Raw genomic sequence first — 17,278 nt, forward strand, 5'->3', positions numbered from 1 at the left:
GCATGTCCGTCGAGCTGAATCACACGATCGTGCCGGCCAGGGACAGAGACGGAACCGCCGCGTTCCTGGTCGACGTGCTCGGGCTGGAGCCCGCGCCGGTCTACGGGCCGTTCCGCGTCGTCACGCTCTCCAACGGCGTCTCGCTCGACGTCGTCCAGGCGGGCGAGACGCTGCCGTCGCAGCACTACGCGTTCCTGGTCAGCGAGGAGGAGTTCGACCAGATCTGGGGGCGGATCAAGGAGCGCGGCCTGACGTACTGGGCCGATCCGCACCACCAGAATCCCGGCCAGATCAACACCAACGACGGCGGTCGCGGCCTCTACTGGTCCGACCCCAACGGCCACAACCTGGAGATCATCACCGTCCCGTACGGCGGCGGCTGACCCGCGGCTTCTGTGTCGTTGTGCCGTCTGTGCGTTTGTACGCAGAGCGGCACATCGTCCATCCCTAGATTGAGGGTCGTCCGGAGAGATCGCTCCGGGGGTTCTCCTCACAGCCAGGGATGGATTGTCATGTCGAAGCTTCGTAGCCTTCTCGCCGGTACGGTCCTGGCCGGCGCCGTGGTGGCCGGTGTCGCGGCTGCTCCCGCCCAGGCGGCCACCGCCGGTGCGACGACGGCGTCGTCGTACACGAAGCACTGGTTCGAGGGTTACTCCGGTTACGGCCGCGGGGAGTCGAGCGGTCACCGTTCGTACTACAAGGGCTTCTACTACGCCGCGAACGGCCGCTACTACTTCGACGTGGACGTGTGGGACCGTGACCGCGACCGTGAGAACACCTACGTGGACTTCTGGTACCACGACGACCGCGGCTGGCACCAGGGCCGCCGTCTGGTGACCGGCGGGCACGGCAAGTTCCGGTTCAGCTACAGCGCCGGCGGCGGCTTCGACGGCTACAAGTTCCGTATCGGCGAGGGCCGCGTGGGTCACTACGACTGGAGCGACTACGGCCGACGCTCGTGGTGACAACTTCCGGCGCTACGGACGGCCTGGCGCGCAGGCCGTCCGTAGCGTCCGGGTTACCAGCCTCCGGCGTGGCCGTCCTTGCGCGGGTCGGAGCCGGCCCGGTAGACGCCGTTCACCGGGCGTTCGTAGGCTTCGCCGCGCCGCTCGCCCCTGCCGCTGGGCAGGATGGGCTCGGGCAGGCGCGGGTCAGGTTCGAAGAGGATCCCCTGGTAGCCTCCCGCGTGCCCGTTGGCCCGGTTGAGCTGGTGGCCCATCTCCTGCAGCCGCGGCCCGACGAGGTCGAACAGGTAGGCGTCCAAGCTGGTGACGTCGTTCGACTGGCTGTGGTCGAAGCGGGCGACGTCGGTCGTGGCCTGGACGTTCATGCCGAGATCGATCATGTTGATGATGTGCTGCGCGTGGGCCTGCGGCTGGGTGCCGCCGCCCATGTTGCCGAACGCCATCACCGGCTTGCCGTCCTTGGTGATGAAGCTGGCGATGATGGTGATGAACGGCCGTTTGCGCGGTGCCACCACGTTCGGGTGGTCCGCGTCGAGGGTGAAGCCGGATCCGCGGTTGGCCAGCACGAAGCCGTAGCGGGGGATGGTCACCTTGGAGCCGAAGTCGGAGTAGTTGCTGTTCACCAGCGAGACCATGTTGCCCCACCGGTCCGCCGTGGCGAAGTAGACCGTGCCGCCCAGATCACTGCCGTTGACCTCGAGCGGGGTCGCCCGGTCCGGGTCGATCTTCGAGCACAGCGTCGCCGCGTACTCCTTCGACAGCAGCCGGTCCAGCGGCGGGGCGGCGAACTTCGGGTCGGCGTTGTGGGTGTGCAGGTCGGAGTAGGCGAGCTTCTTCGCCTCGATGAGCAGGTGCCAGTACCGCGGGTCACGCGGCCCAAGCCCGGCCAGGTCGAACCCGAGCCGCGGCACGCACACGTCGAGGATGTTCAGCATCTCCAGGGCCGCGAACCCCTGACCCGGCGGAGGCAGCTGGTGCACGTCGTAGCCGTGGTACTCGGTGGACAGCGGCGTCACCCATTCCGAGCGGTACTCCGCCAGGTCGTCCCGGGCCATCACGCCACCGGCCGCCTGCGACTTCGCCACGATCGCCTCGGCGATCTCACCCTTGTAGAAGGCGTCGCGGCCCTTCTTGCGCAGGACGTTCAGGGTGTGGGCCATCTCCGGGTTGCGGAAGACGCTGTAGAGGTCGGGCGCCTGCCCGCCGGGCAGCCACGTCCGCGCCGAGTCCGCGTCCTGCCGGAGCGTGTTGACCGACGACCGCCACTGCCCGTGCATTCGCTCATGGATGGGGAAACCCTGCTCCGCGTACGTGGCGGCCGGCTCCAGCACGTCCTTGAAGCCCATGCTGCCGAAGCGCTTCAGCAGCGCGTCCCAGCCTGAGACGGTGCCGGGCACGACCGCCGAGTTGATGCCCCTGCCGGGCACCTCGTCGACGCCGAGCGTCTCGGTGAAGTACTCGGCCGTCCAGGCCTTGGGCGCCCATCCGCTCGACGCGAGCGAGTAGAGCTTCTTGTCCTTCGCCGACCAGACGATCGCGAAGAGGTCGCCGCCCATGCCCGTGCTCATCGGCTCGACGACGCCCAGCGTCGCCGACGCGGCGACGGCGGCGTCGATCGCGTTCCCGCCCTGGAGCAGGATGCGTTCGGCGGCGGCGGTGGCGAGCGGGTTGCTGGTGGCGGCGATGCCGTTGCGGGCCAGCACCTCGGAGCGGGTCTGGTCCAGGTAACCGACCGGGCGGGTGGCCGGCACCGCGGTGTTGTCGACGCCGGGGTTGGGGGTGGCGGCGTTCGGTTTGCCGAACGGGGTCGGCGAGCCGGGTTGCTGCTGGGCGAGCCCCTGGCCGGGGCTCACACCGAGCAGGACGAGCAGGGTGACGGTCAGGGGCAGTAATCGGCCCTTGCGCCTCATGGGCTCCCTCTCTGTCGAACGACCTCAGGAGCGGCATTCTCGGACTACGAGATGCGCTTGATCACTCGTATACGCAATACCGTATGCACGTCAATCCTCTATTAACCGAAAGTGGTCCTGGAGTGTCAGACGGCTCCGCGCCGCGCCGCCGCGGCCTGCCGTGACGCGCCTGTCTCCGGCGAGCTTCGGCGCGGCCGTCCGGATGCGGGTCAGGGCTTTCGGGTCGGTCACAGGGGGTGGCCCCGGCGGCCGGGTGCGGTCGCCGGGGCACAGGGGCGTCTCCGTCAGAAGCGCAGGCCGTCGGTTCCGTCGACGACGGGGAGGCTGAGCTTGCTGCCGTGCAGGTCGATCGTGATCTCGCTACCGACCGACACCTGGTCGCGGGCCGGGCGCACCTGGCCCGGGTCGGCGTTGTAGTTACCGGTCAGCACCAGCCCGATGCGGTGACCGGCGGGGATGACGTGCTCGGTCGGCAGGGTGTTCCACCGCACCTGGTACTTCTTGCCGGGGGTGAGCTCGTCGCTCCGCCGCAGGTCCGGCATGTTCTGCACGTTCACGTGCCCCCAGGCGAGCACCCGCTGCGGCGTGATGGCCTCGGTGACCTCCATGGGCGTCGCGCAGCCGGTGAGGTTGACCAGGTCCTCCGGCTGGCACGGCTCCTGCACCAGCTCCAGCGGCTCCTTGCCGGCCACGGTGACGGACGTGCCCTCGCCGTAGTCGACCACCATCGCCGACAGCAGCGAGCCCGTCGCGTTGGTGGACATCCGGACGTCGAGGCTCGGTGTGCCGGACAGCCGCAGCTCCTCGGTCAGCGGCGGGGTGACGTAGACCAGCCGGCCCGGACGGGCCTCGGACGGGTCTCCGACCTTGACGGCCTGCGACTCGATCTGGTCGACGAAGCTCTGCGTCGGGTTACCGGCGGGCGCGTCGGGCGACAGGGTGCCGGCGACCTCGCCGGTGGCCGGGCCGAACGACAGGCTCACCGGGGACGTGCTCGCGTCCGGCCAGCTCGAATGCGTCTCCCACGAGCCGTCGGGGCGCTGGATGTCCGCCATCGGCTCGTCCATGACGCCGTTGTCGATGTCGTACAGCCAGTGGTCCATCCACCGGTGCATCACGCTCTGCCATTCGGCGTTGCGGAAGCTCGTGGGGTTGGAGTGGGCGCCGCGGTGGATCCAGATCTTGCGCGGCATCTGACGCTTGGCGACCTCGTACCAGAGGTTCGCGAAGTGCATGGTCTTGACGTTGTAGTCCGTCATGCCGTGGACCATGAACACGGAGGTGTCGCCGGTCTTGATCTTGTTCGCGGCGGGGAGGTAGTCGCGTTCCTGCCAGAACGGGGTGAAGTCGCTGTCACTGGCCTGCTCGGCGTCGCCGAGCGCGTCGATGCGCGCCTCGCACGCCTCCGCCGACGCCGAACCGGGGGCGCTCCGGCCGACCGAGACGTAGTTGGCCAGGTATTCGGTGTACCGGGTGCCCCAGCTGGCCCAGGCGATGCCCTGGTCGTTGGCGTAGCTGTACCAGTTGGAGATCGCCGCGATCGGCACGACGGTGCGCAGGCCCGGGACCCCTTCGGTGGCGACGGCGTTGGGCAGGGTGCCGACGTAGGAGACGCCCTGCATGCCGACGTTCCCGGTGCTCCAGTCGGCGACGGCCGCGCTGCCGTCGGCGTGGAAGCCGCGCGCCCGGCCGTTGAGCCAGTCGACCGCGGCCTTGATGCTGATGGTGTCCTCGGGGCCGCCGGTCGTCGGGCAGCCGAAGGACCGGCCCGTGCCCTGCATCTCGACCTGGGCGACGGCGTACCCGCGCGGCACGAAGTACTCGTCCCACCAGCCGGGGAAGCCGCGTGTGCGGTCCGGCGGCGGCTGGGACGAGCGGCCGTAGTAGGGGCTCGCCTCCATGATGGTGGGGATCTTCACGCCCGACTCGGTCTCGCGGGGCCGGATGATGTCCATGGCGATCAGGTCGTTGCTTCCGTCGCCGTCGCTGTCCATCGGAGTTTCGACGTAGACGACTTCCTGAATCGCGTCGGAGTAGGTGTACACCGGTTGCGTCACGCCGTTCTCGACCGAAATGCCGGCCGGTTGCACCTCCGCCGACGACGGTGTGCCCATTCCCAATGCTGTTATCACGGCGGTGACCGATAAGACAGAGACCGTTCTGGAGAACCTCATTCAATGCCTCCGACCCACAAGCGCTCTGATCGTTTCGATGAGCGTAGGTAGGGTGCGGTGAAGTGTCATCGAACGAATGTTGAAAAATCCGGACTCGCCGTTCGACAAACTGCAAAGGTCGTCCGGCGGGAAAACGGACGACCTGCTGCCGACGCGCGGGCTGCTACCGCTTGCGGCCCACGGCGCCGTACTGGAACACCTCGCGGTCCTGGTAGCTGGTGCCGGCCTCGGGCCGCCACCGCGGCAGCGACACCAGACCCGGCTCCACCAGGTCCAGCCCGTCGAAGAAGGCCCCCAACTGCTCGGAGGTGCGCAAGGTGAGCGGGGTGGCGCCGCTGGCGTTCCACTGGGCGGCGGCGTCCTCCATCGAAGGACTCCGCACGCTGTGCGCGATCGCCAGGTAGCTGCCGGACGGCAACGCGTCCAGGAGTGTACGCACGCAGGAGTGCGCCTGCTCGGCGCCGGGGACGAACTCCAGCACCCCCATCAGCATCAACGCGGTCGGACGGGACAGGTCCAGCGTCCGCGCGGCCGCCCGCACGATGGCGGCGGGCTCCCGCAGGTCGGCGTCGATGTAGTCGCTGGCCCCCTCGGGTGTGCTCGTCAGCAGCGCCCGCGCGTGGGCCAGCACGATCGGGTCGTTGTCGACGTAGACGATCCGCGCCCCGGGGTTGACCCGCTGCGCCACCTCGTGGGTGTTGTCGGCCGCCGGGATGCCCGTGCCGACGTCCAGGAACTGGTCGATGCCGCATTCGGCGGCCAGGTGACGCACGGCGCGGCCGATGAACTCCCGCTCGGCGCGCGCGTTGACCGGCAGGTCCGGCATGACCTTCACGATCTCTTCGCCGACCTCGCGGTCGGGCGCGTAGTTGTCCTTGCCTCCCAGCCAGTAGTTCCACACCCGAGCCGGGTGCGGGACGGAGGTGTCGATCCGTGCGACCAGCGCCGCTGCGTCTGTCTCCTGGGGTTCTTCGCCCATCGGAGCCTCCTCGTCGGTCCCTCTGCCAGGGCACCAACATAGATCATCAAGGCCCGCAGGCGGGGGCGAAATGGACCACGCAGGCGCACGATCGAGCTCACGCCCCCGGACATGCCGCGTGCGTCGAACCACCTGGCCGCCCAATGGCCGCCGGCGCCGATCGCGTCATCGGGGCACCGAGTAGGAGGTGCCGCAGAAGTACCGGTTGAGCGCGTCGACGCCGGCCATCAGGAGCGGGGCGACCGCCGGGTCACGGCGCTGCACGTTCATCGACAGCGTCATCCGGCGCGTGCCCGACCGGTCGGCGAACGCCATCGTCTGGTACCCGGGGATGGAGCCGGTGCCTCCCCACGTCACACCGCAGGTCAGCCCGGCGGCTTCCAGCCCGAGCCCGTAGTACGGAAAGACGGGCGCCTGCGGCGTCCCCACCCCCTCCCGCATCTGGCGCAGCGAACCCTCGCCGACCAGCTGTCCGCCGAACAGCGCGTGGTAGAAGCGGTTGATGTCCCGCGCGTCGGACACCAGCCCGTACGCGGCCCACGCGAACGACGGGTTCAGCTCGGTGATCGGCCGCAGCGCCCCGGGCGCGCCGGGATCGACACCGGCGGGCAGGTAGTAGCCGGTGGCGTGCGGCCCCCGGATGGCAGGCTCGGTCAGCGGGAGGTACGAGTGGCTCATCCCCGCGGGCCGCAGGACCCGCCGGGACATCTCGGTTTCCAGGCGGTCACCGGTGACCCGTTCCACCAGGAGGCCGAGGACGATGTAACCGGCGTTGGAGTAGGCGAACCTCTGCCCCGGCTCGCTCACCGGGCCCAGTTCCTCGGCGTACCCGATGAGCTGCTCCGGCCGGTACGTGCGCCCGCCGTACACCATGGCGTCCTTGAACTCGGGGTGGGCGACGTAGTCCGCCAGTCCGCTGGTGTGGTTCAGCAACTGCCGTACGGTGATGCGGTCGGCTCCCGCGACGATGCCGGGCAGCCACGCGCCCACCGGCCGGTCCAGGCTCAGCCGGTCCTCTTCGGCGAGTTGCAGCACGATCGTGGCGATCACGGACTTGGTGAGGCTCGCCACCCGGAACCGCGCGTTGCGCGGCACGGCCTCGCCCGTCCGGAGGTCGGCGACGCCGCTGGTGGCGATCCAGTGACCGTGCGGGTCGTCGACGCGCGCCAGCACGCCGGGAGCACCGGCCGCCACCATCGCGTCCAGCGCCTCCTGGACCAGAGCGCGCTGGTCGGTCACCGCCGCCGACACCGCGCCGGCCTGGGACGGCGCCGCCACCCCCAGCACGCCCGCCATCAGGCACGCGAGCAGTCCCGCTCTCCACCGAACACGCATGGGCACAGTCCTCTCCTTGAGAGATCAAGAACGCTTCACATCCTCATCTCTCGTCGGAGCGCTTCCATCGGCACTGCTGAGGAACCTGATCCGCCCCTGCCGTCGTAGTCCGCGCACAGAAGTGCGACCGGGGTATGACGTGGCTTCCGCGCCACCGACTCCGGACAACCGCGCGGTCCGACCACCTCGTGATCGGCTCGGCCGTGGAGGTCGGGCTCTGCCCGGCGGCTCGCGTCATCGGGCGGCGACGATCGTCGCGGCGAGCGCCGTGCGATGGTCCTTCGTCCAGGGCGGCCCGAGCACCGCGCGTGGGCCGTACAGGATCTCGTGAGCCCGATCGGCCAGGATTCCGGCCGCCTGGTCCTCCACGTCCTTGGCGTCATAAACGTGGATGCTCCACCCGCGTGCGTGTGCGAGCTCGGCCAGCACCTGGCGGTACATGACGGAGTCCGCGTGGCTTTCGTAGGGCGCGCGTCGCTGGACGGCGATGTCCTCCGGGAAGTCGAGGGGCCAGGCGCGGAGCGAGATCGAGACGATCGGTTCGCGCAGCGCGGAGGCGAGTCCGTCCAGCGAGGCCGACGTCGCCCGGGTCGCCGACGCCCGCACCCGGGCCACCAGCTCAGCGGCCCCGGCGTCGTCGAGAGGCTTGCCTTCGTGGTGGATGGGCGCCATCGGCATGCCAGGCTCGATCAGCGCGAGGCGCCGGCGGTCCACAACGCGGTGGTCGGCCGATGCCGTGACAGCCACGGCCCAACCGAAATGATGGGCGACCCCCACACGCATGCCCGGAGTATGTCACCATCCGAACCGCCTGGCCCGTGACCGCACGAGCTCAGCCCCCGACACGGCGTAGCACACGATCGCCTCTCCCCAGCCTGAACATGCGACCCGCCAACCCCATCGGGACCGGCGCGCGTGACGATCGCGTCTCGATCACCGGAAGGCGTGGTGCCACTGGTGGTTGGAGTGCCCCGGCCTCGTGATGCGGCGTCTTCGGCTTGGGCTCGGGACCTTCGGCCGGGGAGCGCGTCAAGGCAAGTCGTACTGCCTGCTCAGTGCCAGGGCTTGCGTTTCGTCCACTTCGTGCGGCAGGCGAGCCATCTTCTCGCGCAGGTCTTCGAGGATGTTCTCGCCGGCGCGGACGACGCGGGAGCGGTGAAGTTCGAGCTGGACGTCGAACAACTTGGCTGTCGGGCCGGCCCAGATCTTGCCGGAGTGGAATTCCTTGTAGGACTGTTCGATGGCCTGGGTCGCGTCTTGGATGAGCGGGGTGATCTGCTGCTCGGCCTCGCGTAACGCTTCGTAGAGCGGGTTGGGCACCATGGCGGGCATCGGGTCAGCCGTTCTCGTCGGTGTTCGAGGCGGTGATGAGTTCGGGGGCGATGAGCTTCATCAGCGCCACCACGTCGGCGGCGTTGTCACGGCCCTCCACGCCTTTCACCAGTTCTATCGACAGCCGGGCCTTGCCTTTCACCAACATCGCGCCCGCCCGGGTCTTCTCGTTGGGGTCGGTCGTATAGAAGCCATGACCGCCCGGGACGATCTCGGGCAACTGCTTGGAGACGCCGTCGCTGAGCTGGTTGTCGACCTGGCCGCGAGAGCCGTTGGTGTCCAGCGCGATGCGAAGCACTGTCCACCGTTCGCCGGTCGGCTCGTAGGCGATGCAGGCACCGACGACTGGGCTGTCCTCAAGGCCGAGCGATCCGGTGGTGATGGGGTCGGTGACTCCCGTCATCCGCTCTACGGCGATCTCGGGTACGTGCCCACAGACGAAGGGCGGACCGTACGCGGTGGGCAGCGGGGTTCTATCGACCTCACCGGCGCCTCCCGTACAGGCCGAAGCGATGACCAGAGTGCATGCAAGCGCTGTTCCGCGCCCAGCCGTGATCAGGGGTAAGGGGCGAAGCCGAAGCCGAAGCCGTCGTCGAAGCTGATCTGGATGTTCTGTGTTTTCCATGGGTTGCCCTCGGCACGGTGGTAGAGCCAATTCCGGTAGGCGTCGTAGCGGTCGCCGTTGCCCGCGATCATCTCCTTGGGCGTCATCAGCGTCTTGCCGTCGTCCCGCAGGAAGTTGTTCGGCGAGCTGCGTGGGTCGCCGCCGGGTTGGAGGCCGGTGAGTGAGGCCCACGGATGAGATGGTGCGGGAGGCTCGGCCGAGCCGAAAAAGCCATAATTGAACAGGGCCTGAGCGCCAACTTGATGGAGGTAGAACCGCATCTGTTCGGAGGCGTTGTTGGCGGCGAAGATGGCGTCCTTCTCCGCGTCGCCCTTGACGCTCTCTTCGATCACGCCCGTCCACGAGCTCGCGACGCCCGCTCCGATGGGCCATGCCCCTGTTTGCGGGAAGGACAGCCCGGTGGTGACTGCGGCCATGAGGATCTTCATGGTCAGCTTCTGGCTTTCGTCGAGCTCGCGCCCTTTTTCGATGTCGGCGAGCCCCGCCGCGTTGGTGATGAGACCGAAACCGGCTCCGACCTCGTACGAGGTGCTTCGCATGCTGTCGATGCCGCTTTTGGTGGTCATCTCGCCGGCGTTGTGGTCGAGGAGTTGCTTTCCCCACGCTGTTTGGGCGGTGGTCACTACCCCGAAGGCCTTCCCGTCCTCCTTGAACGCCTCCTGCATCACGGCGCGGAGCTCTGTCTTGTTGAATCGCGCGCCCCAGTCCTCCTGTCCTGGAAGGTTCGGGTAGTCCTGGAGGAACACGCCGGGTTGTTCCAAGCCGGGCGTGGATGCCACGCGGTTGACGTCGGAGATGTACGCCGCCAGGATTCGGCCGACGGCGTCGGGTGCCACCAGGGACTTCGGGCTCTTGTCCGTCGTGAGCCGTTCATGTTGGAGATGAACGAATTCCGAGGCGAGCTTGGCCGAGAGGTAGCCACGAGAGAGATCCATCGGGGTACCGGCGTGATCGCGGTACGTCATCGTGGCGGCCTCCAGTGCCGCGCCCAGCGCCACACCGCCGTCTTTCAGCGGCTTCTCCGTCACGTAGTACTTCAGCGCCGTCGCGTCGTAGGCGAAGAATTCCTGGGCCGCTTTCGGGTGGCGGCTGAGCGCCTCGAACACGTCTAGCATCGCCGGCTGGTAGAAGGACTCAGGCAGGGGTCTCCTCACGTGCTGCCCCGCAAACGACGGGTCCTTCTCGGCGCGCGAGGCAGCGTCGACTTTCCTGGCCAAGTCCAGCAGGAAGCCATGGTCGAACGTTCCGTGCTTGAGCGCTCGCGCCAGCGTGAACGCCTGCTCCCGGTCGAGGCCGGCCGTCAACTTCTTTCGCCAGTCGGCCCCCAGGCGATTGCTCGCCGCCCCAAGCCCCTTGCTCAGGGCGGTCTGCAGACGCGGAGAATTCTTGTCCTCCTCAGAAGTCGTCCTGCGGATGAGCGTGAGAAAGGCCCCCGGGCCCAGGGCGTGCATGAGCTTGGTGGCGAACTCCGGTTCCTGCGCCCGTTTCTCCAGTGCGGCGAGAGCCGATTCGCTCATCTCGCCGTCGGCGCTCAGATGGCTGGCGGCGGCGTAGACATCCGGGTCGTTGGAGGCCTTGTTGTAGAGCGCCTCATCGAAAGCGACCATCCCGTTGACCGCCTGGCCAGGGGCGCCCCATTCCGACTTCTCAGCGGTGATGGTCTCCTTGCGCCGGCGTAACTCCGGCCGTTTGGCACTGATCCAGTTCGCCGCTTCCCTGAACGCGGTCAGCTGCGAGGCGTTCAGATCGAACCGGTTTAAGACGCGCCGGATCTGTGGCTCGCTGCTCTCGATCGCGGAGCCCGTACGGCCGAGTGCAGGCTCGAACAGCGCCATCAGACCGGGGTCGATGCCGGAAAAATCCCCGCTCACCTGAGGGTGGGGATCGGGGTGGCTCATGCGGGCCTCCAGCGCGAACGGCAGGACGCACACGGTCAGCGAGGCCAGCGTATCCCGCGCCGGCCCTCCGTTGAGATCTCATGTCAAGACCGATATGACGTCACGACGAATCGTCAGGAGGTACGTGAACCGCGAAGCCAAAGGTTCAACCGCACAGCAGTTGGGCGCTTTCGTCGCAGGCGGCGATCGTGATGCGGACGGGCCCGGTCAACGTTGCGGTGGTGGTGCCGTCGGGACGACGTCTTCGACGTTGAGCAGCGTGGTGACGTTGAGTGACCAGTCGTCCCGTTCGTTGCCGTCCACCCAGGCGATCACCGGCCGTGCCTCGCCGTCCAGCGTCATGGCCAGGCTTTCACTCGGTCCTTGCCGGATCCTGCTCACGGCAGTGGGTTCCAGCACAGGCGGTCAGGACCAGCCGCCGGCGTTCGAGATCCTGGTACGCCACCAGTGCCCGCCCCCGCCCCGGTCCAGCACCAGCGCGGGACGCGTCCGTGTGTGGCCGCGGCCGGTAAGAGGCACTTCGTCCGCCCGTGCGCAGTCCGCCGATCGGCAGTCGAGCAAGGCGAGCGCCGCGTCGCGTAGCCGGCGGTACGCGATCACCGGCCTCGTGTCCTCGCGTACGGCCACGGACACGCCCGAGGGCCGCTCATGCTCCGCGGCGCGGCCGTTCACGGGCGTCGTCACGCGCGCCCGCCGGCAGGCCGGATCGTCGCACGAGAGCACGGAGACGCTGCCGGACAGGGCGTCGATCCGCGCCGCGACCGGCCGTCCGTCGGGGCCGGCCGCCACCGCGAGTCCGTGCCCCGTGCCCGCGGAGCGGCCGGGCAGCAGCAGCGGCCTCGTGGCCTCGGGACGGGCGCAGGCCGGATCGGCGCACGAGGTGATGGAGACCGACTCGCGGCCCTCCGCCGTCGTACGTTCTTGCGCCAGCGCGAGCACCAGGCCGCCGTCCGGGCGTACGGCCAGCGCGACGGAGGTGTCCGACGGCAACCCGTTGATCGCGGGGAACGGCCCCCGCCCCGGCGCGCGATCGCAGCTCTCCAGGTTGGAGATCAGCAGCACCAGCCGGTAGGCGTCCAGGCCACCGTCTGCGGTCGCGTGCCCAGCCGGTCATGACCAGGCGTCCATCGGCCAGCCGGGCGCTCGCCGTGGGCCCCCACTCGCGATTCGGCAGGCCCCACGCCGACGAGATGGCGCGGCAGGGATCGCCGTCGCAGGCGAGCAGCGAGGTGCCGGACATCCTGTCGCCCACGACCACGAGGCCGTTCGGGCCCTGCCACGCCCGTAGATCCCGCAGGTCCGCCCGGCTGAACAGGGGCCGGCCGGTGTCGGACGTCAGGCCGGGGGCCACGTCCGACTCCTCGGTCCTCGGCCAGCCGAGCGGGTCGGCCTGGACACCGCCCCAGTGACGAAGACCGGGCAGCAACAGCGCCACCACCACCGGCGTCGTCCGCGACCGGTGCGCCGGGACGTCCGGGAGCGTGCGCGCGACCTCCTCGAACGCCGGCTCCCCGTGGTGGTAGGCCAGCAGGAAGAGGAACGTCCGCGCCGAGACGACCGCCTGGAGGGCCGGGACGCCTACCGCCAGCACGGCGCCGCCGATGCCGATGACCACGGACGCGAGGCTCGTCGGCACCAGGTCGACGAGCCCGTACAGCGACAACGCGGCAGCCGCGGGGACCACGGCCGCGCCGACGGTCAGCGTGAACGCGCCGCGCCACCGGTTCTCGGAGAGCAGCAGGCGGGCGCGGTGGAGCGCGTTCCACGCCGTACGTCGCTCCAGGACGACGGCGGGCACGACCAGCAGCGCCGGCAGCACGACCAGCACCGGGACAGCCGTGACCACGATCGCCGGCCACAGGCGACCGCTCAGCCGGGCCACCCCGAGCCCCGCGGCCGCGATCACCGTTGCGGACAGCACGATGACCAGCGCGGCCGCCGATACCACCGACGCCACCGCCGACCAGCCCAGAAGTGGCGTCGAGAGCTCGCCGAGCAGCACGACCCACCCGTTGACCAGCGCCGCCCCCGAGTCGCCGGCCAACAGGGCGCCCGTCACCGACATGACCACGCCCAGCGGCCCGAACACCATCACCGCGTGCGTCGTCAACCGCGCCGGACGCCGGCCTGACTCCCGTACGGCATCCCGCAGAAGGCGGGGGCGTCGTAGCCGCGCCTGTACGTCCGCCGTCTCCATCCGCCCAAGTCTGCGGCAATGGTCATGCGGTCCCCGCCAGAGGGTCGGCCAGGACGGACGAGCCTCAGGAGATGGTCTGCTGCACGAAGTAGACGATCAGTGAGGCCAGGATGCCGGCGACGTACTGCAGGATCGCCGACGTTCTGATCGGCAGCGTTCGCAGCGCGGCGAAATAGGTGTACGCCGTGACGTCGGCCTCGGAATCGCCGTGACGGGTGAGCGCGTCGGACGGGGTGTCACTCGGCGCCATCAGCGGTGAGATGACCTCGTCGAGGTGGCGGCGGACCATGCGAGAGAGAGTCACGTACGGCTGGACGCCCACGTACAGCGCGATGCCGGCGGCCACCACCGGGAAACCGAGGAGGAAGGCATGGAGGTACGGCCCAGGATTCTGGTAGCCCAGCACGATCGCGGCCGCCTCGATGGTGACGACGCCCAGCGCCATGGCAACGGAGACCAGCGCGTAGCAGTGGCACAACCGCACGATCGCGAACGTACGGGCGGGGTCGATCCACGCCAGCCGCAGGCCGGTGTACTTGCGCAGGCGCAACGGCAGGTCGGCCACCGTGATGAGCCAGTAGAGCGTGATGCCGCCCAGGAAGCCGAGCCAGCAGGTGTGCACGTACACGGCCGCGTTCGGCTCGATGACGTCGCCAGGTTGGACGGCGGTGAGCACCAGGATCGGCGCCGAGACGACGACCCCCGCGAACGCGCACAGCAGTTGCCGGCGCAGCCTCAGCCGCCGGTCGAGCCAGCGGATCAGGTCCTCTCTCTCCGGCGAGTCGGCGACCAGATCGGCGAGCGGGGCCACGAGCTTCTCGGCGTGCTTCCAGGCGCCCCAGGCGAGGGCGAGCGCGGTCACGCAGACGAGCGTGGCCGCCACGGTGTACAGGGTGGTCCGCGTGTTGTGGAACGCCTGGTCGGGCGCGACGAACACGAGCACCAGGTCCACGAGGTACGGCCAGGAGGCCATCGCCAGCACGGACACGCTCGCGGTGAACCAGTTGGTCCGCGTACGCGACAGGAGCACGGCCACCCGCCGCGCGAGCCACACGATCAAGGCCTGCCGATATCCCCGTGCCAGTGTCTCGGCGAGGCGGTCGGCGAAGGCAGGGGCGTTCCCGTCGGTCCGATCAGGTCGTACGGGCGCTTCCATCGTGTCGCCGGACATATTGCCACCTCGAGTAGGAGAGAGCCGCGGAGGGGACGCTCGCGTCGCCCTCCAGTATCGCGCGCCGATGATCTCCGGAAGGGCCGGCTCTCGAATTGCGCAAGGGTGACCGCTCAGCGGGGCGGGACCGCCGGCACGACACGCGTACGTACGAGTGCCATCAGCGTGCGGATCGCAATCGTGTACAGCAGCAGTGAGAGCGCGACGAGAGCGATGACGGTGGGAACGCGGAACGCGGGCGCAAGCCAGAGCGGGAACGTCCAGAAGGTGCGGCTTGGCGTCCGGGTCACCAGGCTGATGAGAGACAACGTCGCGGACAACAGCGGCGACCAGGCGATCCCCAGGCAGAGACCGATCACGAGCCTGCGGCGTCCTTGGCCCGGCACCGGGGCCGCGCGTTGCCGGGCCACGGCGGACTGGCCGGTTCGCAACCGGAGCAGTAGTTCCGGGCCCGCTGTCTGCAGCCGGCGGTAGGCGATCCGGCCGAACAGCCACGCGTAGCCGGCTCCGGTCACGGCGGCGAGTGCCACCCCGGCCCACTGCACCGCGATCACGTCGAGGACGAGGCCGGCGACGACGACGGCGGCCGACGGCAGTGCGCATACGGCGATGAGGCCGATCATCGCCCAGACCAGCCCGACGATGTTCGGGCCGTCGACAGCGGCGTTGCCGCTACGGCGATGCGCGTCCGGCATCCGGATCGGCGCCATCACCGACAGCAGCACCATCAGGCCGGCGCCGGCTCCGAGCGCGACGGCCTGCAGGGCCAGCGCTCCAGGCCAGGCCCAGGTGAGCCCGGACAGGCCGGTCCCCGCGATGGTGAACGCGACGGTCAGCGGAGCCACCTTCAGCAGCCAGGCGAACTGGCGGCCTCGCACGTCCACCCGCTCGGCGCCGGGGCGCATCAGGGTCAGCCACAGGGCGGTGCCGTCGGTGCTGAAGAGCGTCGCGGCGCCGGCCGCCGCCATCCAGGTCACCACGGCGCCGGTCCACGGCAGGTACCAGGTGAGATCGACGACCAGCGGCATCAGGCACATGAACAGGCCGAACGCGATCGCGAAGTACCAGTGGTAGGAGCGCAGCGTGTCCCGTGACCAGTTGCGCAACTCCTTGGCCATGACCGCGCCGAGCGGGGTCGTGGGCAGGTGCCGTACCAGGAGCCCGTCGCCGGACGGGTGCCGCGTCCGGCGCGCGAGAACGCCGCTCACGCGCCGATCGAGCAGCCGCGCCCAGGCGGCCAGCAGCGCGACGACCAGGACCACGAGGCCGATCAGGGCGGTGAGGCACAGCGCCCAGTCGGAGTCGGCGGCGGCCTGCACCGCGACGATTCCCCAGCTCGACGGCAGGAACAGCAGCCAGTCGGTCACGTGCAGGTCATAGCGGGTGAGTGCGATCGCGACGATGCCGATGTTGGACGCCGCGGCGACGGCCGCCGCCCACGGCAGCGCCACGAGCGCGGCGCCGAGCCTGGTGCGCAGCACCTCGCCGAGCAGGCCCACGACCACCCGCGAGGCGAGGGTCACCAGCACGACCTGCGCGGCGGCGGCGGGCACCGCGACCAGCCCGGCGGGCACGCCGTGACGGGCGCCGAAGACGACGAGCGAGGCGAACGCCACAGCGGTGATCACCGCTCCAGGGCCCGCGAACGCGGCGGCCAGCAGCCCGGTGGCGAGTTCGCGCGCTGTCATCGGCAGCCGGGTGAAGTACTCGGGGCGCAGGCCGCCATCGCCGCCTCCGGTGAACAGCGGCCCGAGCAGCCAGCCGATCGTCCACCCGGCGAACGCCACGGCGAGGATGCCCGCGGAAACTCCGAAGATCAAGGTGGCCAGCGCGAGCAGGAGCCTCATCGTCACGCCGACGATCAGCAGCACGTTCGTGGTGCGCCACAGCAGCACCAGCCGCATGCGGGTCAGGACGACAACCACGACAGCCCTTCCGTCACCGTGTTCTCTGCGCCGGCCAGGCGGACGAAGGCCTCCTCAAGGCTTCCCGCACCGCGTACCTCCCGCAGCGGGCCCGCGGCGGCGACCCTTCCGTCGACGATGACCGCCACGTGCTCGCACAACCGCTCGACCAGTGCCATCTCGTGACTCGACACCACCACCGAGCCGCCGGTGTCGACGAAACGCCGCAGGATCGTCCTGATCGTCGCGGCGGATATCGGGTCGACGGCCTCGAAGGGCTCGTCGAGTACGAGCAGACGGGGTCCGTGCAGGAGCGCCGTCGCCAGCCCGATCTTCTTGCGCATGCCCGCCGAGTAGCCTGCCACCGGTGTACGTTCGGCCTCCAGCAGGCCCAGCAGCGCGAGCAGTTCTTGTGCCCGCTCGGCCACGACCTGCTCGGTCAGTCCGTACAGCAGGCCGAGATAGGTCAGCACCTCACGCCCGGTCAGGCGCTCAGGCAGCGCCAGATCGTCGGGAAGCACTCCCAGCATCGCCTTGGCACGCGCGGGATCGCGCCAGAGGTCGACGCCGAAGACGCGCACGGTGCCCGCGTCCGGCCGCAGCAGACCTGTCGCCATGGACAGCGACGTCGTCTTGCCCGCGCCGTTCGGCCCCACCAGCCCGAAGAACGTGCCGCTCGGCACCTGCAACCCGAGTCCATGGACCACGGTGCGATCGGCGAAGGACATCCGTAGCTCGTCTAATTCCAGCGCCAGCTCCATGAGACCCATGCTGACACCTTTGCTAGT

Annotated in this window: 16 protein-coding genes; 2 read left to right on the plus strand and 14 right to left on the minus strand. The window is 69.5% G+C overall.

Annotation, left to right across the window (positions count from 1 at the left end):
- The first annotated feature begins 2 nt into the window (after positions 1–2).
- Together ACIBP6_RS35820 and ACIBP6_RS35825 are read left to right on the plus strand one after the other, a co-directional pair.
- A complete protein-coding gene (locus tag ACIBP6_RS35820; protein WP_397058242.1) occupies positions 3–383 on the plus strand; it encodes a VOC family protein in 381 nt (126 codons plus the stop codon).
- 129 nt (positions 384–512) lie between these two features.
- On the plus strand, positions 513–965 hold the full coding sequence (locus tag ACIBP6_RS35825) for a hypothetical protein (protein WP_397058243.1): 453 nt from the start codon (positions 513–515) through the stop codon (positions 963–965).
- 53 nt (positions 966–1,018) lie between these two features.
- Here ACIBP6_RS35825 and ggt read toward each other — a convergent pair whose 3' ends face one another.
- The 14 genes from ggt to ACIBP6_RS35895 form a co-directional block, all read right to left on the minus strand.
- A complete protein-coding gene (gene ggt, locus ACIBP6_RS35830) occupies positions 1,019–2,875 on the minus strand; it encodes a gamma-glutamyltransferase (RefSeq protein ID WP_397058244.1) in 1,857 nt (618 codons plus the stop codon).
- A gap of 284 nt (positions 2,876–3,159) precedes the next feature.
- A complete protein-coding gene (locus tag ACIBP6_RS35835; RefSeq protein WP_397058245.1) occupies positions 3,160–4,932 on the minus strand; it encodes a CocE/NonD family hydrolase in 1,773 nt (590 codons plus the stop codon).
- A 280-nt stretch (positions 4,933–5,212) separates the two neighbouring features.
- Entirely contained in the window at positions 5,213–6,028 is an 816-nt protein-coding gene (locus tag ACIBP6_RS35840; RefSeq protein WP_397058246.1) for an SAM-dependent methyltransferase, read from the minus strand.
- A 165-nt stretch (positions 6,029–6,193) separates the two neighbouring features.
- The gene (locus ACIBP6_RS35845) at positions 6,194–7,363 is read right to left on the minus strand and encodes a serine hydrolase domain-containing protein (RefSeq protein WP_397058247.1); all 1,170 of its coding nucleotides are present in this window, start codon (positions 7,361–7,363) and stop codon (positions 6,194–6,196) included.
- A 234-nt stretch (positions 7,364–7,597) separates the two neighbouring features.
- Positions 7,598–8,110 carry a hypothetical protein gene (locus ACIBP6_RS35850; protein ID WP_397058248.1) on the minus strand — a complete coding sequence of 171 codons (513 nt, stop codon included), beginning with the start codon at positions 8,108–8,110 and terminating at the stop codon, positions 7,598–7,600.
- Positions 8,111–8,392: 282 nt separating this feature from the next.
- Positions 8,393–8,686: a hypothetical protein gene (locus tag ACIBP6_RS35855; protein WP_397058249.1), complete on the minus strand. Its 294-nt coding sequence runs from the start codon at positions 8,684–8,686 to the stop codon at positions 8,393–8,395.
- A 13-nt stretch (positions 8,687–8,699) separates the two neighbouring features.
- Positions 8,700–9,098, minus strand: a complete 399-nt coding sequence (locus tag ACIBP6_RS35860) for a hypothetical protein (RefSeq protein ID WP_397058250.1) — start codon at positions 9,096–9,098, stop codon at positions 8,700–8,702.
- 152 nt (positions 9,099–9,250) lie between these two features.
- Positions 9,251–11,218 (minus strand): hypothetical protein, encoded by a 1,968-nt coding sequence (locus tag ACIBP6_RS35865; RefSeq protein WP_397058251.1) that lies wholly within the window; start codon positions 11,216–11,218, stop codon positions 9,251–9,253.
- A 207-nt stretch (positions 11,219–11,425) separates the two neighbouring features.
- The gene (locus ACIBP6_RS35870) at positions 11,426–11,560 is read right to left on the minus strand and encodes a hypothetical protein (protein WP_397058252.1); all 135 of its coding nucleotides are present in this window, start codon (positions 11,558–11,560) and stop codon (positions 11,426–11,428) included.
- Between the two features lie 63 nt (positions 11,561–11,623).
- Positions 11,624–11,902: a hypothetical protein gene (locus ACIBP6_RS35875; RefSeq protein ID WP_397058253.1), complete on the minus strand. Its 279-nt coding sequence runs from the start codon at positions 11,900–11,902 to the stop codon at positions 11,624–11,626.
- Entirely contained in the window at positions 11,865–13,415 is a 1,551-nt protein-coding gene (locus ACIBP6_RS35880; protein ID WP_397058254.1) for a hypothetical protein, read from the minus strand. The genes ACIBP6_RS35875 and ACIBP6_RS35880 overlap by 38 nt, the downstream gene beginning before the upstream one ends.
- A gap of 64 nt (positions 13,416–13,479) precedes the next feature.
- Positions 13,480–14,586: a hypothetical protein gene (locus ACIBP6_RS35885; protein ID WP_397058255.1), complete on the minus strand. Its 1,107-nt coding sequence runs from the start codon at positions 14,584–14,586 to the stop codon at positions 13,480–13,482.
- Positions 14,587–14,699: 113 nt separating this feature from the next.
- A complete protein-coding gene (locus tag ACIBP6_RS35890; RefSeq protein ID WP_397058256.1) occupies positions 14,700–16,511 on the minus strand; it encodes a hypothetical protein in 1,812 nt (603 codons plus the stop codon).
- A complete protein-coding gene (locus tag ACIBP6_RS35895) occupies positions 16,496–17,260 on the minus strand; it encodes an ABC transporter ATP-binding protein (protein ID WP_397058257.1) in 765 nt (254 codons plus the stop codon). The genes ACIBP6_RS35890 and ACIBP6_RS35895 overlap by 16 nt, the downstream gene beginning before the upstream one ends.
- Positions 17,261–17,278 lie beyond the last annotated feature (18 nt).

Origin of the sequence: Nonomuraea terrae, from assembly GCF_044465245.1 — a bacterium.
In the GTDB taxonomy this organism is placed as follows: Bacteria; Actinomycetota; Actinomycetes; order Streptosporangiales; family Streptosporangiaceae; genus Nonomuraea; species Nonomuraea terrae.

Coding starts and splice junctions, on each gene's coding strand:
- ACIBP6_RS35895 (WP_397058257.1), bottom strand. CDS start 17,260: ATGGGTCTCATGGAGCTGGCGCTGGAATTAGACGAGCTACGGATGTCC.
- ACIBP6_RS35880 (WP_397058254.1), bottom strand. CDS start 13,415: ATGGAGACGGCGGACGTACAGGCGCGGCTACGACGCCCCCGCCTTCTG.
- ACIBP6_RS35825 (WP_397058243.1), top strand. CDS start 513: ATGTCGAAGCTTCGTAGCCTTCTCGCCGGTACGGTCCTGGCCGGCGCC.
- ACIBP6_RS35865 (WP_397058251.1), bottom strand. CDS start 11,218: ATGAGCCACCCCGATCCCCACCCTCAGGTGAGCGGGGATTTTTCCGGC.
- ACIBP6_RS35845 (WP_397058247.1), bottom strand. CDS start 7,363: ATGCGTGTTCGGTGGAGAGCGGGACTGCTCGCGTGCCTGATGGCGGGC.
- ACIBP6_RS35870 (WP_397058252.1), bottom strand. CDS start 11,560: ATGACGCTGGACGGCGAGGCACGGCCGGTGATCGCCTGGGTGGACGGC.
- ACIBP6_RS35840 (WP_397058246.1), bottom strand. CDS start 6,028: ATGGGCGAAGAACCCCAGGAGACAGACGCAGCGGCGCTGGTCGCACGG.
- ACIBP6_RS35820 (WP_397058242.1), top strand. CDS start 3: ATGTCCGTCGAGCTGAATCACACGATCGTGCCGGCCAGGGACAGAGAC.
- ACIBP6_RS35860 (WP_397058250.1), bottom strand. CDS start 9,098: ATGACGGGAGTCACCGACCCCATCACCACCGGATCGCTCGGCCTTGAG.
- ACIBP6_RS35855 (WP_397058249.1), bottom strand. CDS start 8,686: ATGGTGCCCAACCCGCTCTACGAAGCGTTACGCGAGGCCGAGCAGCAG.
- ACIBP6_RS35885 (WP_397058255.1), bottom strand. CDS start 14,586: ATGTCCGGCGACACGATGGAAGCGCCCGTACGACCTGATCGGACCGAC.
- ggt (WP_397058244.1), bottom strand. CDS start 2,875: ATGAGGCGCAAGGGCCGATTACTGCCCCTGACCGTCACCCTGCTCGTC.